The following is a 20,841-nucleotide window of genomic DNA, read 5'->3' on the forward strand; positions in this document are numbered from 1 at the left end:
GAGCGGCCCACGCGGTGTCGATACCGGTCCCGGTGCGGTCGCGGGGGCCCATGGGCGCGACCGCTTGCGACAGCAGTCGGAGGGTGGTCTCGCTCGGGTTGGCGAACGCGATGAGGACCATCTCAGCCAGGGTACGGGGGGCGCCTTCGGGCCACAGTGGTCTCTGGTGAGATCCGGGGTGCGCGTCCCGGCCTCGGCGATGGACGCCATGATCCACCCGTACCCGGGACTCAGGCCAGGCCATCCCCTTGAGTGCCAGAACCTTCGGGGAGAAGCTTGCATCCAATAGCCCGTGGACATCACGCGGCACGGCGGCGGAGTTGAGGCGGCGCACCAGCGCCGGATCCTGTTGCGACGCGCACGAGCCGCCCGGGTGGTGTATATGTCACATCGTAGGTCCGTACAGCGAACGGTGTTCCCGTGCCCAATATGCTCGATCTCCTCAAGCCGCCGCACGGTCCCAAGGAAGAAACGCAGCTGTCGATCGTCAAGGCGCTCATGGCGCGGCCGTATCTGAGAGCAGACCTGGCAAGGCCGACCGGTCGGGTGGCCAACACGATCAGCACTGCGATCGACGAGCTGCGCGGCCGCAACATCATCGCGCCGGCGAAGCGTGGCAGCAGGGAGGACATCCGGCTCATGCCGCTCACCGGCGTCGCGGTCGGCGTCGAGCTGGGATACCAGCACATGGTGGTCGCCGCGCGCCTGGCGCACCAGTCCTTCGACGAGGCCGAGACCGAGTTCCTGGAGAACGGCGCGGCGCAGGGCCGGGAAAGCTGGCTGCCCGCCCTGGTGAGCGCGATCCGCAAGGTGGTCATCAAGGTCGGCGGCGGGCCCAACGAGCTGGCCACCATCGGCATGGGCATCCCGAGGGTGGTCGATCCGCAGCAGCAGACCCTCGTGCCGCCGGTGCTGCCACCCTGGCAGGAGGGCGAGAATCCCGCCGCGGCGCTGACGAAGCAGCTGGCCCGGGCCAAGGACATGAGCGTGCCGGCCAACCTGCGCGTACGGCTGGACAACGACGCCAATCTCGGCGCGTACGCCGAACACGTCTACACCCACCCGCACCTGGAGACACTGATCTACATCAAGGCGTCCACCGGGGTGGGCGCGGGGATCATCATCGGCGGAAAGCTCTTCCGCGGAGCCAAGGGGTGCGCGGGGGAGATCGGCCACACCATGGTCCAGCCGGACGGCCGCTTCTGCCTGTGCGGCGGGCGCGGCTGCCTGGAGACGTTAGTGGGCGCGGACGCGATGCTGCGCGACGCCCAGGCCATGCTGGGCGACAAGATCTTCACCAGGCCTTTCAGCGTCAACCAGCTCGTCGATCAGGCGGAGGCCGGAAATCCGATCTGCCGGCGCATAGTGCGCGACGCCGCGACTCTGCTCGGCCAGAGCATCGGCAACGTGTGCAACCTGCTCAACCCAAACGTGATCGTCCTCGGCGGGGTTTTCGGCCGGGCGGGGGACCTCGCCATCAAGGCGTGCAACGAAGGGATCAGCAGGACCGCCATGGCCGCCGCCCAGTCGGAGAGGCCGTTGGTCGTCGCCACCGAGTCGCCCCGCGCGACCGCGCACGGCGCGCTTCTGCTGGGAATCGACGGCGAAGGCCGAGCATGAATTGTGGCTTTCGGGACCTCGTCGACCCGATAATGACCTCAAATTGAGCAAAAGCCTCGCGGCTTTCTCATATACGGCGGCGGTACTATCATTGGCTTCAATACCGCCAGCGCGATTGGATGGGACCATGCCCGACGCCGACGAGCCGGAATCCCCATATCTCCCGCCCGCGGTCCTCGATTTCGGCAGCGTACGAGAGCTCACCAAGGGAAGCTCGGGCAATGGCTCAGCGGACGCCAACTCCCAGTATTACTGGGCCTGAGTTACCGGCACGCGTCCCCGGCCTGATCGCCACGCTTGCCGAGGGCGAGGCGGCTCTCCGCCCCTACGGCGCCTGGCACGCTTCAGAGGTGACCGAGATCGATCGGCTCCTGGTCGTCGGTCACTGCCTCGCCGACCGGCGCTCGATCGCGGCCGCGCTCGAGCGTGACGATCTCGGTGCGCTCACGCGCCTGCCCGGGTCGTACGCATGGGTGCTGGCCAGGCAGGGCGAGCTCATCGCGTACACCGATCTCGCCGGCCAGTTTCCCCTCTACCTGTCGCGGCTCGGCGGGCGGACCGCGCTCGCCTCGCACCCCGGGGTCCTGTCCGACCTGCACGAGAGGTCCGTCGATCCGGTCACCTTCGCGGTCGCGATCGCCTGCCCGAGCGTGTTGCCGCTGTGGGAGCATCGCTCGCCGTACCAGGGCGTGAGCCGCCTTCCAGGCGGCCGCCTGATCCACGTGGGACAGAGCACGATCCGGTACGGCACGGCCGGCCCGGCACCCGATCTCCGCGCCGCGCTGACCGAGGCCGTGGCGACCAGATGTTCCGCGGCGCCGATCTCCGCGGACTTCAGTGGCGGGCTCGACTCCACCTCGCTGGCTTTCCTCGCCGCCCGGCACACCAAGGTCAAGGGGATCGTCTACCACCACCCGGACCTCCCGACCACCGACCTGGCCCACGCGAGCAGCCTGGCCGGACACGGCATGGACCTGACCGCCGTGGCAGGAGATCAGAGCACCCTTCCCTATGCCGAGCTGACCTACCCGCTCGACGGCGAACCCGTTCGCGGCAATCTCGCCTGGCGGCGTTCCCTGCTACGCCTCGCGGAGGCGGCGCCCATGCATGTCACCGGGGAGGGCGGGGACGCTCTCTTCGGCGCCGCCCCGTCCTACCTCGCGGAACTCGCGCGTCCGGGGGAGCTGCGCGAGCTGGCCAGGCACTGCGCCCATAACGCGGCTCTCAAGCATGCCTCGCCGCTCGGCCTCGCCACCCGTGCCTGGCGGGTCTCGCGTACGAGCCCGCGCCAGGCCCTGATCCGGCTCGCACGCCGCCTCCTGGATCCAGATGCCGGGAGCCCGACCTCGCATGGTGCCTGGAGGTCGAGTCGGCCGGGTGCCGGGAGTCTGACCTGGCTCGATGCCGTCGCCTGGTGGCCGGTCGACGGCACGGTCCTGGGCTGGCTGACCCGGGCGATGCGGGCCGAACTCGCCATCCGCCTGGCCGACCCCGCACTGGCCGAGCGGGTAGATCCGGACCTGGGGCCGACTCACGTGGCGACCAGGGCCGAGCTGAGGCAGTCGGCCGACGCCCAACGCCAGCTACGTGAGCTCGGGGCTGTGCTGACCGGGACCCGGGTCCACGCGCCCTTCCTCGACGACGCCGTGGTCCGCGCCTGCCTCGCCGTGCCGGCCCACAGGCGCGTGGGTCCTACCGCCGGCAAGCCTCTGCTCGCCCGTGCGCTGCGCGACCTCGTGCCCGAGCGCGTGTTCGCGCGCCGGACCAAGGGCGACTACAGCGCCGAGGAGTACCACGGCGCCCGCGCCTCGGCGGAGCGGCTTCACCGGCTCATCGACGACTCCCGGCTCGCGGCACTCGGCGTCGTCGAGCCCGGGCCCGTGCGTGCCTGCCTCGACTGGCTGCTCGCCGGAGCGCCTGCGCCGCTGGGCGCGATGGCCCAGTTCGTGGCGACCGAATGCTGGCTGCGAGGCTCCCGGCCGGGCCCATGCTGAAGGTCAGGATTCCCCGCCATGTCCATTACCGGGCCTACGAACACGGCGGAGTCGTCCTCATCAACACCGCCACGGGCCACTGGCACGCACTCAACCCGACCGCCGGCAGGCTCTGGGCGAGCTGGGCCCAGGGAGCGGACTTCGAGCGCAGCGTGGCGGAGATCTCCGCCCGGCATCCGGGCGTGGCCCCGGAGCAAATCCATGAGGACGCCGTCAACCTCCTCCACGACCTGCTACGACGTGGTCTCGTGGGAACCGGGGCGCGCGGAAGCACCCGCCCCCGGTCCGCCCCTTCGCGCGAGGCCGCGGACGCGACGACGTCCCTCGATCACGATCTCCGGCCAGGTTGGGGTGCGGCGCTGCTGGCCTGGTGCTGCCTCGTGCTGGCCGTGCTCCTGCTCGTGCTCCCGTTCCGTGTCACGGCCGCCGTGGTCGGCTGGATCCGCGGGGTGGCCAGGAGACGTGACATGAGCACCGCGTCGGCCGAGGCCGCCGCGCATGCCGTACGGCGTGCCGCCCGGCGCTATCCGGGACGCGCCGCCTGCCTGGAGACCTCGCTGGCCACCGTGCTGTTCGCGGCGGCCTCGTTGCGGCATCTCGACTGGTGTCTGGGCGCGGCCACCGACCCCTATCGCTTCCACGCCTGGGTCGAACTCGGCGGACACCCCATCGCCGCCGACTCCGCCTACCTCCGGGTGCTCACAATCTGACGCAAATTGCGACCGTGCGTGGCAGGGGAAACTCGCCCGACATATCAATTTGCGAAAAAGCCGTGCGGCCGGTCATTTATTGCGGAAATCGGGTGGCGTAACTCTAAAACTGCGTTTTTCTAATTCGTGGCCATTGCCGACTGCGTGGATTACCGTCGAAGCATAGGAAAGGAGGACACCATGTTCCACTCCCGCATCAAGCTCAAGCTCCAGTTCGAGGGAAAGAGGCGGTCCAATCAGATGTTCCGGGTGATCATCGCTCTCGCATTCATCGCGATCATCGTCGTCGCCGCCGGCGACCTCAGCCTGATCAAGCTGGTCTTCCCTTGATTCTCCACAGCCGAGTCGCGTTGACCGTCCGGCCGCGGCTCATCCCTCCGACCTCCGGGCGAAGAGCATGAACTCCCCGCCCGGCCTGTCCGGCGCGTCGCGCACTTCCTGTACGGCGTAGTCGTGCGCGACCAGCGCCGCACGCCGGCACGGATCGAGACCGAAGCCGAGGCCGGCCACCTGCCGATCGAGGCCGGCACCCTCAGGCAGGAACAGGCCCCCACCGCAGGCAACACCGCCGACCGCATCTAGAGCGCCGACGGAACCTGGAACGACCGTCGGCTGGACGCTCGAAGACGTCACCTTCCCCTGGCAGCGCTCGTTCGAGATCGACTTCACGCTGACCCGGCAGGACTCCTAGATGCGGTGCGTGGTCCAGAACGACGACAGGTCGACCGTCGTCGCGGCCTGGGCGGCGGCCTTGAAGTCGGCCACCGTGGAGATGCCGTACCAGTGTGAAGCGGCGTAGTCGTGCAGGAGCGTCTGCATGGCCGTGGTGCCGATCAGGCGGCGCAGGTCGTGCAGGGCGCACTTGCCGTAGGTGTAGACGACCGTGCCGTAGCGGCTGGAGTGGGCGTCCCAGTAGGCCATCGAGTTGCTGATCTTCTCGGCCGACGACTGCCAGGAGACGCTGTTCCAGCAGTTGGTGCCGCTGATGCCCTGATACAGGTCGGTGGCGTAGTCGGCGAAGGACTCGTCCAGCCACGGGGTGTTGTACTCGTCGTCGCCGACGATGCCGTACCACCACTGGTGGGCCAGCTCATGGGCGAGCGCGGTGGAGCTGACCAGGTCGAGCACGAACCCCGGATACTCCATGCCGCCGAACCAGAAGTTGTTGTCCAGGACGACGTCGACCTCGCCGTAGGGATAGGCGCCGAAGCGGCCGGCGTGGGCGACGAGCGAGTTCTTGGCGGTGTTCATCATCGAGGTGGCGCTGGCGGAGCTGATGCCGCTGACGCGGTAGACGTTCACGGTGACGCCCGTGGTGGTCGTGCCGGTGGTCTTGGTGAACGCGCCGGCCCCCCAGGCGAACTCGCGGACGTGACTGGCGGTCGCGGTGGTGATCGTCCGGCCGGAGGTGCCGGGGGTGTCCACGGAGGTGCCGGTCGCGGGGACGAGCAGCGAGCTGGGGTGGTCCAGGGTGACCCGGTAGTCGCTGGCGAGCTGGTAGAAGGACTCGCCGTTGTTGGTGTAGGGGTCCAGGTGCCACCCGGCGCCGTCGCGTACGGCCAGGACGGGGAGGGCGTTGCCGATGAAGTTGTACGCGCCGTCGTGGCCGAACCGGTCGGCGCCGCTGGGCACGACGATGCTCAGGTCGAAGCCGACCGAGCCGTTCTGCCCCTGGGCCAGCGGCGCGGGGAGAGTGATCTTCAGCGCCGTGCAGGCGACGGTCAGCGAGCCGGCCGTACCACCGGTGACGTTCGTGACCGTGATCGGGGTGGACGGGCAGCTGCCGTGGTAGTTGTCCCACAGGCGCAGGTAGACCTCGGTCAGGGGGTCGGCCGACGGGTTCGTGAAGCTGACGCTCTCGTGGCCGGTCCAGGTGGTGCCCGAGGCGTTGCTGGTGAGGTTCACGGTGTAGGAGGCCGAGCCCGGCGTCCGGGTCGCGTCGACCGCCCAGGCCGGAGCGGGGAGTCCGGCGGCTAACGCGATGGCGATCGTGCAGAATGTCAGCATTCTTCGGATCATGGGCTGGCTCCTTGTGTGACGCTCGGGCCCCCGATCTGCCGACGAAACGTAACTTCCTCCGTCAGGGCCGTCAATATCCCCGGCAGGTGGACTTCCCGGTACGGCGTCGCCGCCGTACCGGGAAAGCGGGTCAAGCGACGAGCTGCTTGTCGGCTGCCCGCTGGATCAGGTCCTTGTCGGTGATGACCACCGCGTCGGGGATCGCGTCGGGCAGGTCGTCCTCCAGGAACCGGACCGGCCGGTAGCGGTAGGCGGCCAGACCGATCAGCACGGTCACCGCGCCCGCGACGAGGGTGAGCAGGGCGATCCCCCTGCCCTGCGCGGCGCCGGCGATCGGGTCGAAGACCCGCTCGACCAGCGGCCCGGCCAGCAGGAACCCGACCGGGACCATGGCCCAGCTGAGCATCAGGTTCGTGGCGATGACCCGGCCCTGCAGGTCGAGTCCGACCTTCTGCTGCACGATGGCGAACCAGTGCGCGTTCAGCAGCGCGGTGAACAGCCCGATGAAGAACAGCCCGATCGCGGGCAGCACCGGATGGGGCGCGATTCCGATGACGGCGAAGGAGACGCCCAGGGCCATGAAGCAGCCGAGGATGCCGTACGTGCGGCGGGCCAGGCCCCCGGTCACCGTCATGATCACGCTGCCCACCAGGAGCCCGATGCCGGTCATCGAGAGCGCTATGCCCAGGCCGCGGGTGTCGGTGAGGCTGAGCAGCAGCGGCGTGGACAGGACCTCGACCATGGCGAAGGGGAAGTTCAGGAACGAGGTGAACAGGATGATCGCCAGGAGCCCGTGCCTGCGGGTGATGTAGCGCCAGCCGCCGGTCATCTCCTGCCAGAACGACTCCTCCCGCTTCTTGAACAGCGTGTTCGGGAAGCGGACCGCCAGGGTCACGGTGACGGCGAAGGCGAAGGTGGACAGGTCGATCACGACGATGCCGTGCAGCCCGATGGCGGCCACGAGCGCGCCGCCCAGCAGCGGCGCCAATACGGTCCCCGCCGCCTGCCCCAGCTGGGCCAGGCCGCTGGCTCTGCCGTAATAGCGTTTGGGCACCAGCTGGGCCACGGCCGCCATGTAGGCGGGCTGGTGGAAGGCCGTCGACACCGCGCCGACGGCGACGATGAGGTAGACGTGCCAGAGCTGGAGCCCGCCCGTCCACAGCAGGGCGGCCAGCGAGGCGGAGGAGACCCCGGCCGCCGAGTCGGCGGTGATCATGACAAGCCGGCGGTTCCAGCGGTCCGCCACGGCTCCGGCGACCGGCGCCAGCACGACGGCGGGCAGCAGCGCCATGACCGAGACGATGGCGAACATCGAGATCGACCGCGTCTGCTGGTAGACCCACAGCCCCAGGCCGAACGTGGTCAGCCCGGTGCCGATCAGCGACACCAGCTGGCCGAAGGCCACCAGGAAGAACGTCTTCAGGCTGGCCTGCTGGTAGCGGGGCGGCAGCGGCGCCGGTGACCGGTCCCCGCCATCGAGGATCTCGGCCAGCTCGGGCGCCTGGTGCTTCTGGAAGTAGTGCCCGGCCTTGGGGATCACCTCCAGCGACACCTCGTCGGAGAAGGCCTCCCACTCGCGGAAGCGCTCCTCGTACAGCTCGGTGGCGCGGTCGCTCTCGCCGACCACGCAGACCAGCGGTGCGGACAGCTTCTTGATGGGCGCCTTGTAGAGCTCGGTGTAGTAGTCCTCGCCCTCCTGGGTGTCGTGGAGGAAGACGCCCATGATGAAGTCGCGCTCGGCGGGGTCCAGCGCTTCGGTGAAGAAGCCCATCGCCCGCAGGAACTCCAGCGCCTGCCGCTTGGAGGTCCACCGCTCCATCGGGAAGACCTTGCGGAACCAGGCGAAGGTCTTGCCCGGCAGGCGGGGCGCGGGCAGGTGCCCGCCGATGACCACCTTCTCCAGGACGACGCCTTCCTCCTCCAGCCGGCGCGCCAGCTCGACGGTGAGCGCGCCGCCCATGCAGTGGCCGTACAGGGCGAGGGGGCCGTCGACCTTCTCCTTGATCTCCTTGACGCAGCCCTCGACGAGCTCGTGGAAGGGCAGCACGGGCTCGCCGGGGTTGCCGGTCTCGTGGCCCGGCGGCTGCAGCGCGAGCATGGTGATGTGCGCGGGCAGGGCCGAGGCCAGCGGCTGGTACGTGATCGCGCCGCCGCCCGCGAACGGCACGCAGACCAGGGTCAGCGAGGCCGCGGGTCGTGGCGGCGTCAGTTCATGCAATAACCCGATATTTCGGGATGATCCGTCGAGTGTGGCGAAGGTGCGGATGGTGGGGTTCTTGAAGAGGTCCAGCACGGTCGCCTGGATCCCCGAGTCCCGTACGGCGCGTACGGCCTTGAAGGAGTCGCCGCCCAGCGCGAAGAAGTCGTCGTCGATCCCGATCCCCTTCACACCCAGGATCGCCGACCAGAGCTCGACCAGCTTGACCTCGGCCGGCGTGCGCGGTGCCGTGCCCTCGGCGCGTACCTGGGCGACCGGCTCGGGCAACGCCTTGCGGTCCACCTTGCCGTTCGGGGTGAGTGGCAGGGCGTCCAGCAGCACAAAGGCCGAGGGGATCATGTAGTCGGGCAGCTTGCGCCGCAGATATTCGCGCCAGTCGTGCTCGGCGTCGGCGGCCAGATAGGCGGCGATGCTCTTGTCATCGTCCGAGCCACGCACCACCACGGCCCCCTCGCGGACCGCGGGATGCGCCAGCAGCAGCGACTCGATCTCGCCCAGCTCGATCCGGTAGCCGCGGACCTTCACCTGGCCGTCGGCCCGGCCGAGGAACTCGATGGAGCCGTCGGCCCGGCGGCGCGCCTGGTCACCGGTCCGGTAGAGCCGGCGCCCGTCGCGCCAGGTGATGAAGCGTTCGGCCGTCAGTTCGGGCTGGCCGAGGTAGTCGCGGGCCAGGCCCGCCCCGCCGATGTAGAGCTCGCCGACCACACCGGTGGGCACCAGCTGCATCGCGGCGTCCAGCAGGTGGATCTGCGTGTTGGCGATCGGGTGGCCGATGGTGATCGGCCCGTCGGTGACCCGGGTGAGGGTGGACCAGATGGTGGTCTCGGTCGGGCCGTACATGTTCCACAGCTCGGCCACCCGGCCGCGCAGGTCGGCGGCCAGGTCGGCGGGCAGCGCCTCGCCACCGCACAGGGCCTTCAGGTCCGGCTTGCCCGCCCAGCCCGACGACAGCAGCAGCCGCCAGGTCGCCGGAGTGGCCTGCATGACCGTCGCGCCGTCCAGCAGGGCGGCCAGCCGCAGCGGATCGTAGGCCGCCTCGCGGCTCGCGATCAGCACGTGGCCGCCGACCGTGAGCGGCAGGAACAGCTCGAGCACCGAGATGTCGAAGGCGGTCGTCGTGACGGCCAGGAGGGTGTCCTGGCCGGTCAGGCCGGGCTCGCGGCTCATGGAGGTGAGGAAGTTGACCACCGAGGAGTGCTGGACGCGCACGCCCTTGGGCCGCCCGGTGGAGCCGGAAGTGTACAGGACGTAGCAGGGGTTCTCCTGGGTGGCCAGGGCGGGCAGCCGTTCCGGGCTCTCACCGGAGAAGCCACCGTCGGTCAGGATGAGCTCCCCCTTGTAGCCGGTGTAGCGCCCGGCGAGCTCGCGCTCGGTGACCAGGACGCCGATGCCGGAGTGGTCCAGGATGTAGTCCTGACGGTCCTGCGGGTACATCGGGTCGAGCGGCACGTACGCGCCGCCCGCCTTCAGCACGCCGAGCAGGGTGACCAGCATCGTGGCCGAGCGCTCCATCGCCACGCCCACCAGCGTCTCGGGCCCCACACCCGCCGCGCGCAGCCGCCAGGCGACCTGGTTGGCCTGCCCGTCCAGCTCCCGGTACGTCAGTGAGTCGCCCTCGAAGGTGACGGCCACGGCGTCGGGCGTCCGGTCGGCCTGGGCCTCCACCAGCTCGTGGACGCACAGGTCGGGCACCTCGACGTCCTGGCTGTCCAGCTGCTCGGCCAGCTCCTCGCCGGTGAGGAAGTCCAGCTCGGACAGCGTGGTCTCGGGCGCCGCGACGATCGCGGACAGCAGGGCCTCGTAGTGCCGGAGCAACCGCTGGACGGTGCCGGGGTCATAGAGCGCGGTGTTGTACTCCAGCCGGCACTCCAGCTCGTCGTCCTGCTCGTTGACGTAGAACACCAGGTCCACCTGGGCGGTGCCGACCTCCACGGCCAGCTCCCCGACGGCCAGCCCGGCCATGTCCAGGTCGCTCTTGGGCAGGTTGAGCAGGTTGAACAGCACCTGGAAGAGTGGATTGCGCGACAGGTCCCTGGGCGGGTTGAGCTCCTCCACCAGCCGTTCGAACGGCACGTCCTGATGGGCGTACGCGCCCAGCGCGTATTCGCGTACCTGCGCCAGGAGTTCGGTGTATCGCAGGCCGCCGTCCATCTGGGCCCGCATGACCAGGGTGTTGATGAAGCAGCCCGCGATGCCTTCGAGCTCGGGGCGGGTGCGCCCGGCCACCGGCGAGCCGACGCAGATGTCCTCCTGGCCGCTGTAGCGGTACAGCAGCGTGTGGAGCGCGGTCAGCAGGGCCATGTAGAGCGTGGCGCCGCGTTCCTGGCTCAGCTTCCGCAGTCCTCGGGCCAGCTCCGCGGGCAGCACGTGGGTGGCGACCGCCCCCTCGAAGGTCTGCATCGGCGGGCGCGGCCGGTCCGTGGGCAGGTCCAGGCTGTGCGGGATGCCGCGCAACCGCTCCTTCCAGAAGCCGAGGTCGGCGACCTGCTCCCGCTGCCAGCGCGCGTAGTCGCGGTATCTGACCTGCGGCTCGGGCAGCGTCTCGCCGTTGTACAGCGCGACCAGCTCGCTCCTCAGCAAGGTGATCGACCAGCCGTCCACGACGATGTGGTGGAAGTTGAGCGACAGAACATGGTGATCCGAGGCGAGCCGCAGCAACCGGGCGCGGAACAGAGGCCCGTGCGCCAGGTCGAACGGCTCGGTCGCGGCCGCGCTCAGCGCCCGCTCGGCGTCGTCGCAGTCCTCGACCGGCAGCGGCGTCTCCCCCGCGGGCAGCACCACCGGCACCGGCTCGCCGTCCGGGGCGCGGAAGACGGTCCGCAGCGACTCGTGCCGCCGCACCAGCTCACGCAGGGCTTCGTGCAGCCGCGCCACATCCAGCTCGCCCCGCAGGTCCAGCGCCGTGGCCACGGCGTAGGCGGCCGAGCCGTGCACCTGGTCGATGAACCACATGCGCCGCTGGATGAACGAGACGGGCGCGGGCTCCTCACCGACCGGGATCACCTCACGGAGACCCGCCGAGGCGACGACCGGCGTCACCCCAGGTTGGCCCGCCGAGGCGACGACCGACGTCCCCTCACGGAGGGCCGCCGTGACGGCCGGCGTCACCTCGCGGAGGCCCGCCGCGACGGCCGGGATCGCTTCACGGGAGGCCGCCGAGTCGACGAGCGCCCGCTGGCCGCCCAGCGTGGGGTGGTCGAAGACCGCCTCGATGGGCAGGCCGAGGCGGGAGGCGAGCTGGGTGGCCACGAGGGAGTCGCCGCCCAGGTCGAAGAAGTCGTCCTGCGGGCTGGTGGGCGCGAGGCCGAGCACGTCCCGCCAGACTGCGGCGACCACGTCGAGCTCTTGGACCGCCTCCGCCACCGGCGCGGCCGCGACCTCGAAGCGCCGGGTGCGCGGCCCGATCCAGTAGCGGCGCCGCTCGAACGGATACGTGGGCAGCGGCACCCGCCTGCCCGATGGTCCGAACGCCGTCCAGTCGACGTCGGCGCCGTGCACCCACAGCCGCCCGACGGCCTCCAGCAGGGCGGTCCGCCCGCTCTCCGGCCCGGCGAGGTCGGGGGCGGGGGCGAGGGCGAGGGTGGCGACCGTCGCCTGGCCGCCCTGGCGGCGTACCAGGGTGGTCAGGGTACGGCCCGGCCCCGCCTCCACCACCGCGGCGTCGGCCGCCACGAGGGCGCGGGCGCAGTCGGCGAACCGCACGGTCTCCCGCAGATGGCGCACCCAGTAGGCGGGGTCCTTGGTCTCGGCGCCGGACGCCCAGCCGCCGGTGACGTTGGACAGGTACGGCAGCTCGGGCGTGCCCAGCTGCACCGAGGCGACCTCGGTGGCGAAGGCGTCGAGCACCGGGTCCAGCATGGCGGAGTGGAAGGCGTGGGAGGTGCGCAGCGTGCGGCAGGCGACATCCTGCCGCTCCAGCCGCCGCTTCACCTCCGCGATGGCCCCCTCCGGCCCGGCCAGAACGCACATTTCGGCGGTGTTGACCGCCGCCAGCGAGACGTCCGCGCCGAGCAGGTCACCCACCTCGGACTCGGGCAGCGGCACGGCCAGCATCGAGCCGGGGGGCAGGCTCTGCACCAGGCGGCCGCGCGCGGCGACCAGGCGCAGGGCGTCCTCCAGGGTGAAGACTCCGGCCAGGCAGGCGGCGACGTACTCGCCGATGCTGTGCCCGGCCATCATCGCCGGGCGGACGCCGCGCTCGATCAGCGCGCGGGCGAAGGCGTACTCCGTGACGAAGAGCGCGGGCTGGGTCAGCCAGGTCTGGTCGAGGTCACCGGCCTCGCCGTACAGGACTTCGCGCAGGTCGAGGCCGAGGTACGGCTCAAGGATGCCGGAGCAGGCGTCGACGGTGGCGCGGAAGACGCTCTCCGATCGGTACAGGCCCGCGCCCATCCCCCGGCGCTGAGCGCCCTGGCCGGGGAAGACGAAGGCGACCTCGCGGGGGCGCGATTCGCCCGTGACGAACTCGGCGTCCAGCGCCGAGTCGTGGTCCTCGGCGACCAGGATGCCGCGATGCCGCAGCTGACGGCGGCCGTGCCGGAGCGTGGCGGCGACGTCGCCCAGGTCCGTGTCCGGACGCGCGCGTAGGTGGGCGCGGAGTCGCGTGGCCATCTCCCCCAGCGCCGGGTCACTGGCCGCCGACAGGATGAGCAGGTGCGGGCCGCTCACCGATGGGGCGAGGGGCTCCGGGGAGGCGAGCGGCTGTGCGGCGGGGAGCTGCGAGGCAGGGAGTTGCGGGACGGGGAGCTGTGCGGGTGCTTCCTCCAGCACGACGTGGGCGTTGGTGCCGCCCATCCCGAAGGCGCTGACGCCCGCCCTGCGCGGCCCCGGCCCCTGCGGCCACTCCGCGCTGGCGGTGGGCACGTAGAACGGACTGAAGTCGATGCGCGGGTTGGGCGTCGCGAAGTTGACCGTGGGCGGCAGCGTGCGGTGCTTGAGCGCCAGTACGGTCTTGATCAGCCCGGCCATCCCGGCGGCGGCGTCGGCGTGGCCGATGTTGGACTTGATCGAGCCCAGGGCGATCCGCCGATCGCCGGTGAAGACCTGGGAGAGCGCCGCGACCTCGATGGGATCGCCGAGCGCGGTGCCGGTGCCGTGCGCCTCGATGTAGCCGATCGTGCCGGGGTCGACGCCGGCCGAGGCGAGCGCCGCGGTGATGACCTCGGCCTGGCCGTCCACGGCCGGCGCGGTGTAGCCGACCTTCCTGGTGCCGTCGTTGTTGACCGCGGAGCCGCGAACGACGGCGTGGATGGTGTCGCCCGCGGCGATGGCGTCTTCCAGCCGCTTGAGCACGATGACGCCGACGCCGCTGGCGCCGATCGTGCCCCGGGCCTCGGCGTCGAAGGGCCGGCAGTGGCCGTCGGGCGACCCGATCCCGCCGCTCTGGTAGACGTAGCCGCGCCGGGTCCAGGCGTTGACCCGCACCGCCCCGGCCAGCGCGATGTCGCAGTCTCCCGCGATCAGGCTCTGCCTGGCCAGGTGGAGCGCGACCAGCGAGGTGGAGCAGGCGGTGTTGACGCTGATGCTCGGCCCGCGCAGGTCGAGCTTGTAGGAGGTCCGGGTCGGCAGGGAGTCCTTGTCGTTGCCGAGCATGACCTGGTAGTCGCCGACCGCTTTGAGCACGTCGGGCGCGGCCAGCAGGTTCTCGATGAGGTAGCTGCTCATCGCCGAGCCGGCGAAGACGCCGATCTGGCCCGGGTGGCGGGCGGGGTCGCAGCCCGCGTCCTCCAGCGCCTCCCAGGCGCTCTCCAGGAACAGCCGCTGCTGCGGGTCGAGGATCTCGGCCTCGCGCGGGGTGAACTCGAACAGCGTGGCGTCGAACAGGTCGATGCCGTCCAGGACCGTACCCGACCTGACGTAGGCGGGGTCCGAAAGCCGGTCGGGGTCCTCGCCGTCGGCGAGCAGTTCCTCGTCGGTGAAGTCCTGGACGGCTTCCACGCCGTCGCGGATCGCCGCCCATAACTCCTCGGGCCCGGTGGCGCCGGGGAAGCGGCAGGCCATGCCGACGATGGCGAGCGCGCCGTCGGCGGCGGGCGCGGTGGTCGAGACCGCCGCCGGGGCCGGGCCGTCGGCGCTCAGGTAGGCCGTCAGTGAGGCGATCGTCGGGTACCTGAACAGGTCGGTGACCGTCAGGCTGAACCGCTTGCGCAGTCGCTCGTGCACCTCGAGGACCAGCAGCGAATGGCCGCCCACCTCGAAGAAGTTGGTGTCGGGGCCGAAGGCGTCGGTGCCCAGCGCCTCGCGCCAGGCTCGGGTGACGAGCTGGGAGATCTCGCGGCGCGGCAGCTCCCTCGGCCTCTCCTCCCCGCTCATCGCCCCGGCCAGCACCTGCTGGAGGTCGGCGACCAGCCCGCGGATCGTGCCGGCGTGGAACAGGTCCGTGTTGTACTCCACGAGCCCGTCCAGCGTCTCGCGGACGCCCACGGTCAGGTCGAACTTGGCCGTGTGCTCGGGGATGTCGACGGAGGTGACCGTCAGACCGGCCAGGTCCAACGCCGCCGTGGCCTCGGGCAGCATGTTGAACATCGTCTGGAACACCGGGGTACGGTCCAGGCGGCGCTCCGGGTTGAGCTCCTCCACCAGCCGCTCGAACGGCATCCCCTGGTGGTCGTGGGCGTCGAGCACCGCCTCCTTGACCCGCTCGACCACCTCGGCGAACGACGGCTCGCCCGACAGGTCGGCGCGGATGGCCAGGGTGTTGGTGAAGAACCCGATCAGGCCCTCGTACTCGATCCGGTCCCGGTTGGCGATGGGCGTGCCCACCACCAGGTCCCGCTGGCCGGAGCGGCGCGAGAGCACCACCAGGTAGGCCGCGAACAGCACCATGTACGGCGTGGCGCCCAGGCCGCGGCAGTAGGCCGCGAACTCCTCGCGCGGAAGGTCGAGGGAGAAGGGCAGCTCGGCGCCCGCGTACGTCTGGACGGCCGGCCGCGGCAGGTCCGTCCGTAACTCGGTGAACGGCGGCGCGCCCGCCAGCCGCTCGCGCCAGTAGGCCAGATCCCCGCTGTAGTCCTTCTCTCGCTGCCAGATCGCGTAGTCGGGGTACTGCCGCGACAGCGCCGGCGGCTCCTGGCCGTTGTAGAACGCGCTCAGCTCCCGGCGCAGAACGTCCAGCGACCACGCGTCGGCGACGATGTGGTGCAGCAACAGGTGCAGGACGTGCCGCTCCGCGCCCTCGCGCACGAGGTGGGCGCGGATAAGCGGGCCGGTGGTCAGGTCCATCGGCGTGCCGTCTTCGGCGTCCGCCAGGTCGACCGTGAGCGAGTCGGCCACGATCTGGTACGGGCCGTCCTCGTCCATGGCGAACGTGGTGCGCAGGCTCTCGTGCCTGGCCACCAGGGCGTTCAGCGCGCGGTGCAGCGCTTCGCGATCGAGCGGGCCCTCGACGCGGAAGGCGAGCGGGATGAGATAGTGCGCGGCACCCGGCGCCATCTTGTCCAGATACCAGGCGCGCAGCTGGGTGAAGGACATCGGCAGCCGGTCGGGCCTGGGCCGTTCGGTCTGTTGCCGCTGTTTCTTCTTGCGTAACGCTTCCAGGAGCTGACGCTGCTGGGCTGACAGGCTCATTGATTACCTTCCATCGAGCGCAGCAGGGCCTCGGCCTCTTCGTCCGAATACGCGGCGACCATCAGATAGAGCTCCGCGGCCGCCTCCACGTCCGGCGACGTGAGCTGCGCCCCCAGCTCGGCGACGGTCGGGTGGGCGAAGAGCGTCCGCAGCGGCACCTGCACCTCCAGCGCCTCGCGCAGCCGGGAGGCGATCTGGGTGGCGTTGAGCGAGTTGCCGCCCAGCTCGAACAGGTTGTCGTGCCGCCCGACCGGCCCGCCCAGCACCTCCTGCCAGATGGCGGCGATGGCCTGCTCCACCGGGGTGGCCGGGGCCGTGACGACCCGCGCGCTCCGGCCCGGCTCCGGCAGGGCCTGCCGGTCCACCTTGCCCGCGGGGCTCACCGGCAAGGAGTCGAGCGTGACGAATGTGCTCGGCACCATGTACTCGGGCAGCCGTTCGGCCAGGTAAGGGCGTAGCTCGGGGCTGCCGTCGGCGACCACGTAGGCCACCAGGGCGCCGTCCCGGACCATGACGAACGCCTCACGGACGGCGGGGTGCCCGGCCAGCACCGCGGCGATCTCGCCGGGCTCGACCCGGTACCCGCGGATCTTGACCTGGTCGTCCGCGCGTCCCAGGAACTCGATCTCGCCCGCCTCGTCGCGGCGGGCCAGGTCCCCGGTCCGATAGAGCCGGCGCCCGTCCCGCCAGGTGATGAACCGTTCCTGGGTCAGCTCGGGCTGGTTGTAGTAGCCCCTGGCCAGGCAGGCGCCGCCGAGGTGCAGTTCGCCGGGGACGCCGTCGGGCGCCTCGTGGCCCAGGCGGTTCAGGATCGGCGTCTGGATGCCGGTGACCGGCCTGCCGATGGGCGGCAGCCGTGGCCAGCTCTCCGGAGGGCCGGTGAGCGTGTGGGCGATGTCGATGATCGCGCCCTCGGTGGGGCCGTACTGGTTGTGCAGCGTCATCCACGGCTTGATGAACCGTTCCAGCTGCGGGGTGACCTGGAGCTGCTCGCCGGCGGTGATCACCTCGCGCAGCGTGGCGGGCGGCTCGATCCCGGCGCCGGCCAGCGACTGCAGCGCCACGAAGGGGAGGAAGATCCGCTCCACCCGGGTCCTGGCGATGTGGTCGAGCAGGGCGGCCGGGTCGCGCCGCACCTCGTCGCTGACCATGACCAGCGTCCCGCCGTACGCCCAGGTGCTGAAGATCTCCTGCACCGAGACGTCGAAGCCGAGCGCGGTGAACTGCAGGCTCCGGTACGTACCGCTGTGCCAGGCCATGAGGTTGGCGACCGGGCGGTGCGGCATCGCCACGCCCTTGGGCTGACCGGTCGAGCCCGAGGTGAACAGGATGTAGGCCAGGTCGTCGGGCGTGACGCCGCTGTCCGGCCGGTGTTCCGGCCGGCCGTCGAGGTCGGTGTCGACGTGGATGGGCCGCTCGTGCGGCAGTGCGCCGGCCAGGGCCTGGTGCGTCACCAGGACCGGGGTGTCGACCCGGCCGAGCACCTGGGTGAGGCGTCCCTCGGGGTAGGAGGGGTCGAGCGGTACGTACGCGCCGCCCGACTTCAGGATGCCGAGGATCGCCACGGGCAGGTCGAGCGAGCGCCGTACGTGCAGGGCGACCGGCACCTCCGGGCCCACCCCCTGCTCGCGCAGCAGGTGGGCCAGCCTGTTGGCCCGCCGGTCGAGCTCGGCGTAAGTGAGGGCGGTGCCCTCGAACTCGACGGCGACCGCGTCGGGCGTTCTGTCCGCCTGCTGTTCGAAGAGCTGATGAAGGCGCTGGTCGGGACCGCGACCGGCGGGCTCGTGCCGCCGGGCGAGCAGCGTGGAGATCGGCGCGGCCGGGTCGGCCGTAGCCTGCTCCAGGACGCGCAGGTAATGTCCCAGCAGGCGCTCCGCGGTGGCGCGCTCGAACAGGTCGGCGGCGAACTCCAGGCTCATCTCCCGCCCTTCGGCGTAGAGCACCAGGTCGGCCTTGGCGCCGCCGTTCTCCACCTCCTCGAGCATCCGGAAGGTCACGCCGTCGCCCCGCTTGACGTCCGGCGGCTCCTGCATCGCGAACATCACGTCGAAGGGCGGCCGGCCGTCGGGGCAGAGCTCCCGGACGATGTCCTCAAGCGGCACGTCCGTGGGCGTGGCCAGGACCGTCGCCCGCACCTGTGCCAGCAGACGCTCGAAGGAGGGGTCGTCCGACAGGCCGGTCCTGATCGGCAGCGTCTCCACGAAAAAGCCGATCACGGAGTGCGCGCCCGGTGCCTCCCTGCCGGAGAACGGCACGCCCGTCACGAGGTCGTCCTGGCCGCTGTAGCGGTACAGCAACGCCTGGAAGGCCGCGAACAGCACCATGAACGGGCTGGCCCCGGCGCTCCTGCCCAGCGACTCCACCTCGGCGAGCAGCCCGTCCGGCAACGTCGCCCGGACCCGGCCGCCGGGCCGGAGCGGCCCCGTCGATCCCGGGCGATCGGCGGGCAGCCCCAGCCGCTCGGGCACGGACTCCAGGACCTTCCGCCAGTACGGCAGGCCGTCGAGGCCCTGCCCGCGCCGGTACGGTCCGGCCGGCGTGGGCAGGGTCTCCCCCGCGTAGAGCCGGGCCAGCTCGTCCAGGAAGACCCCGGCCGACCAGCCGTCGAAGGCGATGTGGTGCACGGTCACCAGCAGCCGGTGCCGGTCGTCGGCGAGCCGGAGCAGCAGCGCCCGCAGCACGGGACCGTTCAGCAGGTCGAAGGGGTCGCGGGCGGCGTGCTGGGCCAGCGCGGTCGCGCCACGCGGGGTGGCGTCCATGACCTTCATCGTGATGAGCGCGTCGGCCGGCTCGACGACGATGGGCACCGGCTCGCTGTCGCGCTCTTCGTAACGGGTGCGCAGGGATGGATGCCGGCGCACGATCTCGTTGATCGCGTTCTGCAGGCGGCCGGTGTCGAGGGGGCCGTCCAGGGCGTACAGGATGGGCACGTTGTACTGCGCGCCGGGCGCCACCTGGTCGATGTACCAAAGGCGGCGCTGTGCGGGCGTGAGCCCGTCCTCGGCGGCGGTCACCGCCGTGGCCTGCGGCAGGTCGTCGATCGCGCGGGCCAGCGCGGCGAGCGTGGGATGTTCGAAGAGCATCCGGGGCTCGACCGGCTTGTTCAGCCGCTCGCAGACGCGGGCGGCGATGCGCATCGCCAGCAGCGACTGGCCGCCCAGCGCCAGGAAGTCGTCGTCGACACCGATCGGCCCGGCGCCGAGGACGTCCTGCCAGATCTCGGCGAGCAGCTGTTCGGTGGCGGTGCCGGGCGGCGTGATGGAGCGGGGCTCGCGGACCGGGTCGGGCAGCGCGGCGCGATCCACCTTGCCGTTATGGGTCAGCGGAAGCTCGTCCAGGAAGACCCAGGCAGTGGGGATCATGTAGTCGGGCAGGTACCTGCGCAGGTGGGCGCGCGCCTCCTGCTCGCTCGCGGTGCCCACGAGGTAGGCGACCAGTTCGTGGCCGCGGACGGCGGTGGTGGCGGCCCGGACCCCTTCGTGCCGGCCGAGCACGGTCTCGATCTCGCCGAGCTCCACCCGGTTGCCGCGGATCTTGACCTGGTCGTCCGCGCGGCCCAGGAACTCGATCTGGCCGGCCTGGTCACGGCGGGCCAAGTCGCCGGTGCGATACAGGAGTTGTCCGTCCTGGTCGTGGACGAAGCGCTCGGCCGTGAGGTCGGGCCGGTCGAGGTAGCCCAGGCCGACGCACACGCCGCCGAGGTAGATCTCGCCCTCCTCGACCGGCCGCATCGCCTCGTCCAGCAGGTGGACGGTGACGCCGGGCAGTGGCGAGCCGAGCGCGGGCGGGCGGGTCTGGCCGTCGGCGACCGGCACCTCGCCGGCGATCGCGTTGACGGCGCACTCCGCCGGGCCGTAGAGGTTGATCAGCCGGAAGGGCAGCTCGGGTCTCGGATACGTGGTGAGCCGGTCGCCGCCGGTGCTCAGCGTCGCCAGCGTGGTCTTCTCCGGCCAGGACAGGCCGAGCAGCCCTTCAGCGATGGGCGTGGGCGCGTAGCAGGTGGTCAGCTCCTGATCCACGATCCAGTCGCGTAACGCGGGCAGGGAGAGCCTGGTCCGCTCGCTGGGGATGACCATCGTGGTGCCCGCGGTCAGGTACGTCCAGATCTCCCAGACCGACGGGTCGAAGTTGGGGCTGGTGAGCAGCGGGGCCCGGCCGCCGGTCCCGAAGGTCTCGTGCGACCAGCTGATCAGGTTGGTCAGCGCGCGGTGCGGGACGAGCACGCCCTTGGGAGTCCCCGTCGAGCCGGAGGTGTGGATGACGTACGCGAGATCGCCGGGCTTGACGTCCGGCAGGGGTAACGCGTCCGACACGTCGGGCGTGTCGATCACCGGGATGCCGTCGGGGACCAGAGCTCTCCACTCCGGCGCCGTGACCACGGCCGCGGCTCCCGCCAGCATGGCGCCGATCCGCTCGGCGGGCGTGGCGGGGTCGATCGGCGCGAAGGCGAGACCCGCCTTCATCGCACCGAGCTGGCCCGCGACCAGCCGGATCGACCGGCTCGCGAGCACGGCCACCCAGGGCTGCCCGGTCATCGTGAGACGAAGCAGCTGAGCGGCGATGCCGTTCGCGAGGCGATCTAACTCTCGGTAGGTGAGATGTTCTTGACCGGCCGAAACAGCGACCCTTTCTGAGGCCCTGGACAGCTGGTCCTGATAAAGCTGCAGAACAGATGCTAAGGGTGATGCATCTGACGTCATTGTCGCGCCTGCCG

9 protein-coding genes are annotated in these 20,841 nt (G+C 71.0%); 6 read left to right on the forward strand and 3 right to left on the reverse strand.

What is annotated here, in order from left to right:
• Positions 1-429: 429 nt before the first annotated feature.
• The 6 genes from ACGFJ2_RS11730 to ACGFJ2_RS11755 all read left to right on the forward strand — a co-directional run bounded on the left by ACGFJ2_RS11730 (position 430) and on the right by ACGFJ2_RS11755 (position 4,906).
• Positions 430-1,620: an ROK family protein gene (locus tag ACGFJ2_RS11730; RefSeq protein ID WP_393467247.1), complete on the forward strand. Its 1,191-nt coding sequence runs from the start codon at positions 430-432 to the stop codon at positions 1,618-1,620.
• Positions 1,621-1,747: 127 nt separating this feature from the next.
• On the forward strand, positions 1,748-1,882 hold the full coding sequence (locus tag ACGFJ2_RS11735; RefSeq protein WP_357953947.1) for a lasso RiPP family leader peptide-containing protein: 135 nt from the start codon (positions 1,748-1,750) through the stop codon (positions 1,880-1,882).
• A gap of 88 nt (positions 1,883-1,970) precedes the next feature.
• On the forward strand, positions 1,971-3,614 hold the full coding sequence (locus tag ACGFJ2_RS11740; RefSeq protein WP_393467250.1) for an asparagine synthase-related protein: 1,644 nt from the start codon (positions 1,971-1,973) through the stop codon (positions 3,612-3,614).
• The gene (locus tag ACGFJ2_RS11745) at positions 3,608-4,324 is read left to right on the forward strand and encodes a lasso peptide biosynthesis B2 protein (RefSeq protein WP_393467253.1); all 717 of its coding nucleotides are present in this window, start codon (positions 3,608-3,610) and stop codon (positions 4,322-4,324) included. The genes ACGFJ2_RS11740 and ACGFJ2_RS11745 overlap by 7 nt, the downstream gene beginning before the upstream one ends.
• Before the next feature lie 180 nt (positions 4,325-4,504).
• Positions 4,505-4,654: a hypothetical protein gene (locus tag ACGFJ2_RS11750; protein WP_357953707.1), complete on the forward strand. Its 150-nt coding sequence runs from the start codon at positions 4,505-4,507 to the stop codon at positions 4,652-4,654.
• Positions 4,655-4,777: 123 nt separating this feature from the next.
• Positions 4,778-4,906 carry a hypothetical protein gene (locus ACGFJ2_RS11755; RefSeq protein ID WP_393467256.1) on the forward strand — a complete coding sequence of 43 codons (129 nt, stop codon included), beginning with the start codon at positions 4,778-4,780 and terminating at the stop codon, positions 4,904-4,906.
• Between the two features lie 105 nt (positions 4,907-5,011).
• Here ACGFJ2_RS11755 and ACGFJ2_RS11760 read toward each other — a convergent pair whose 3' ends face one another.
• From ACGFJ2_RS11760 to ACGFJ2_RS11770, 3 genes are all read right to left on the reverse strand, one after another.
• Positions 5,012-6,343, reverse strand: coding sequence for a M1 family metallopeptidase (locus tag ACGFJ2_RS11760; RefSeq protein ID WP_393467259.1), 1,332 nt, complete (start codon positions 6,341-6,343; stop codon positions 5,012-5,014).
• 130 nt (positions 6,344-6,473) lie between these two features.
• Entirely contained in the window at positions 6,474-16,127 is a 9,654-nt protein-coding gene (locus ACGFJ2_RS11765) for an amino acid adenylation domain-containing protein (RefSeq protein ID WP_393467262.1), read from the reverse strand.
• Positions 16,124-20,827 (reverse strand): amino acid adenylation domain-containing protein, encoded by a 4,704-nt coding sequence (locus tag ACGFJ2_RS11770; RefSeq protein ID WP_393467265.1) that lies wholly within the window; start codon positions 20,825-20,827, stop codon positions 16,124-16,126. The genes ACGFJ2_RS11765 and ACGFJ2_RS11770 overlap by 4 nt, the downstream gene beginning before the upstream one ends.
• Positions 20,828-20,841 lie beyond the last annotated feature (14 nt).

Origin of the sequence: Nonomuraea sp. NPDC049028 (assembly GCF_043197735.1) — a bacterium.
Lineage (GTDB): Bacteria > Actinomycetota > Actinomycetes > Streptosporangiales > Streptosporangiaceae > Nonomuraea.

Excerpts from the sequence above, each read along its gene's own strand:
- ACGFJ2_RS11730 (WP_393467247.1), top strand. The coding sequence starts at position 430 with ATGCTCGATCTCCTCAAGCCGCCGCACGGTCCCAAGGAAGAAACGCAG.
- ACGFJ2_RS11735 (WP_357953947.1), top strand. The coding sequence starts at position 1,748 with ATGCCCGACGCCGACGAGCCGGAATCCCCATATCTCCCGCCCGCGGTC.
- ACGFJ2_RS11745 (WP_393467253.1), top strand. The coding sequence starts at position 3,608 with ATGCTGAAGGTCAGGATTCCCCGCCATGTCCATTACCGGGCCTACGAA.
- ACGFJ2_RS11750 (WP_357953707.1), top strand. The coding sequence starts at position 4,505 with ATGTTCCACTCCCGCATCAAGCTCAAGCTCCAGTTCGAGGGAAAGAGG.
- ACGFJ2_RS11760 (WP_393467259.1), bottom strand. The coding sequence starts at position 6,343 with ATGATCCGAAGAATGCTGACATTCTGCACGATCGCCATCGCGTTAGCC.
- ACGFJ2_RS11765 (WP_393467262.1), bottom strand. The coding sequence starts at position 16,127 with ATGAGCCTGTCAGCCCAGCAGCGTCAGCTCCTGGAAGCGTTACGCAAG.
- ACGFJ2_RS11770 (WP_393467265.1), bottom strand. The coding sequence starts at position 20,827 with ATGACGTCAGATGCATCACCCTTAGCATCTGTTCTGCAGCTTTATCAG.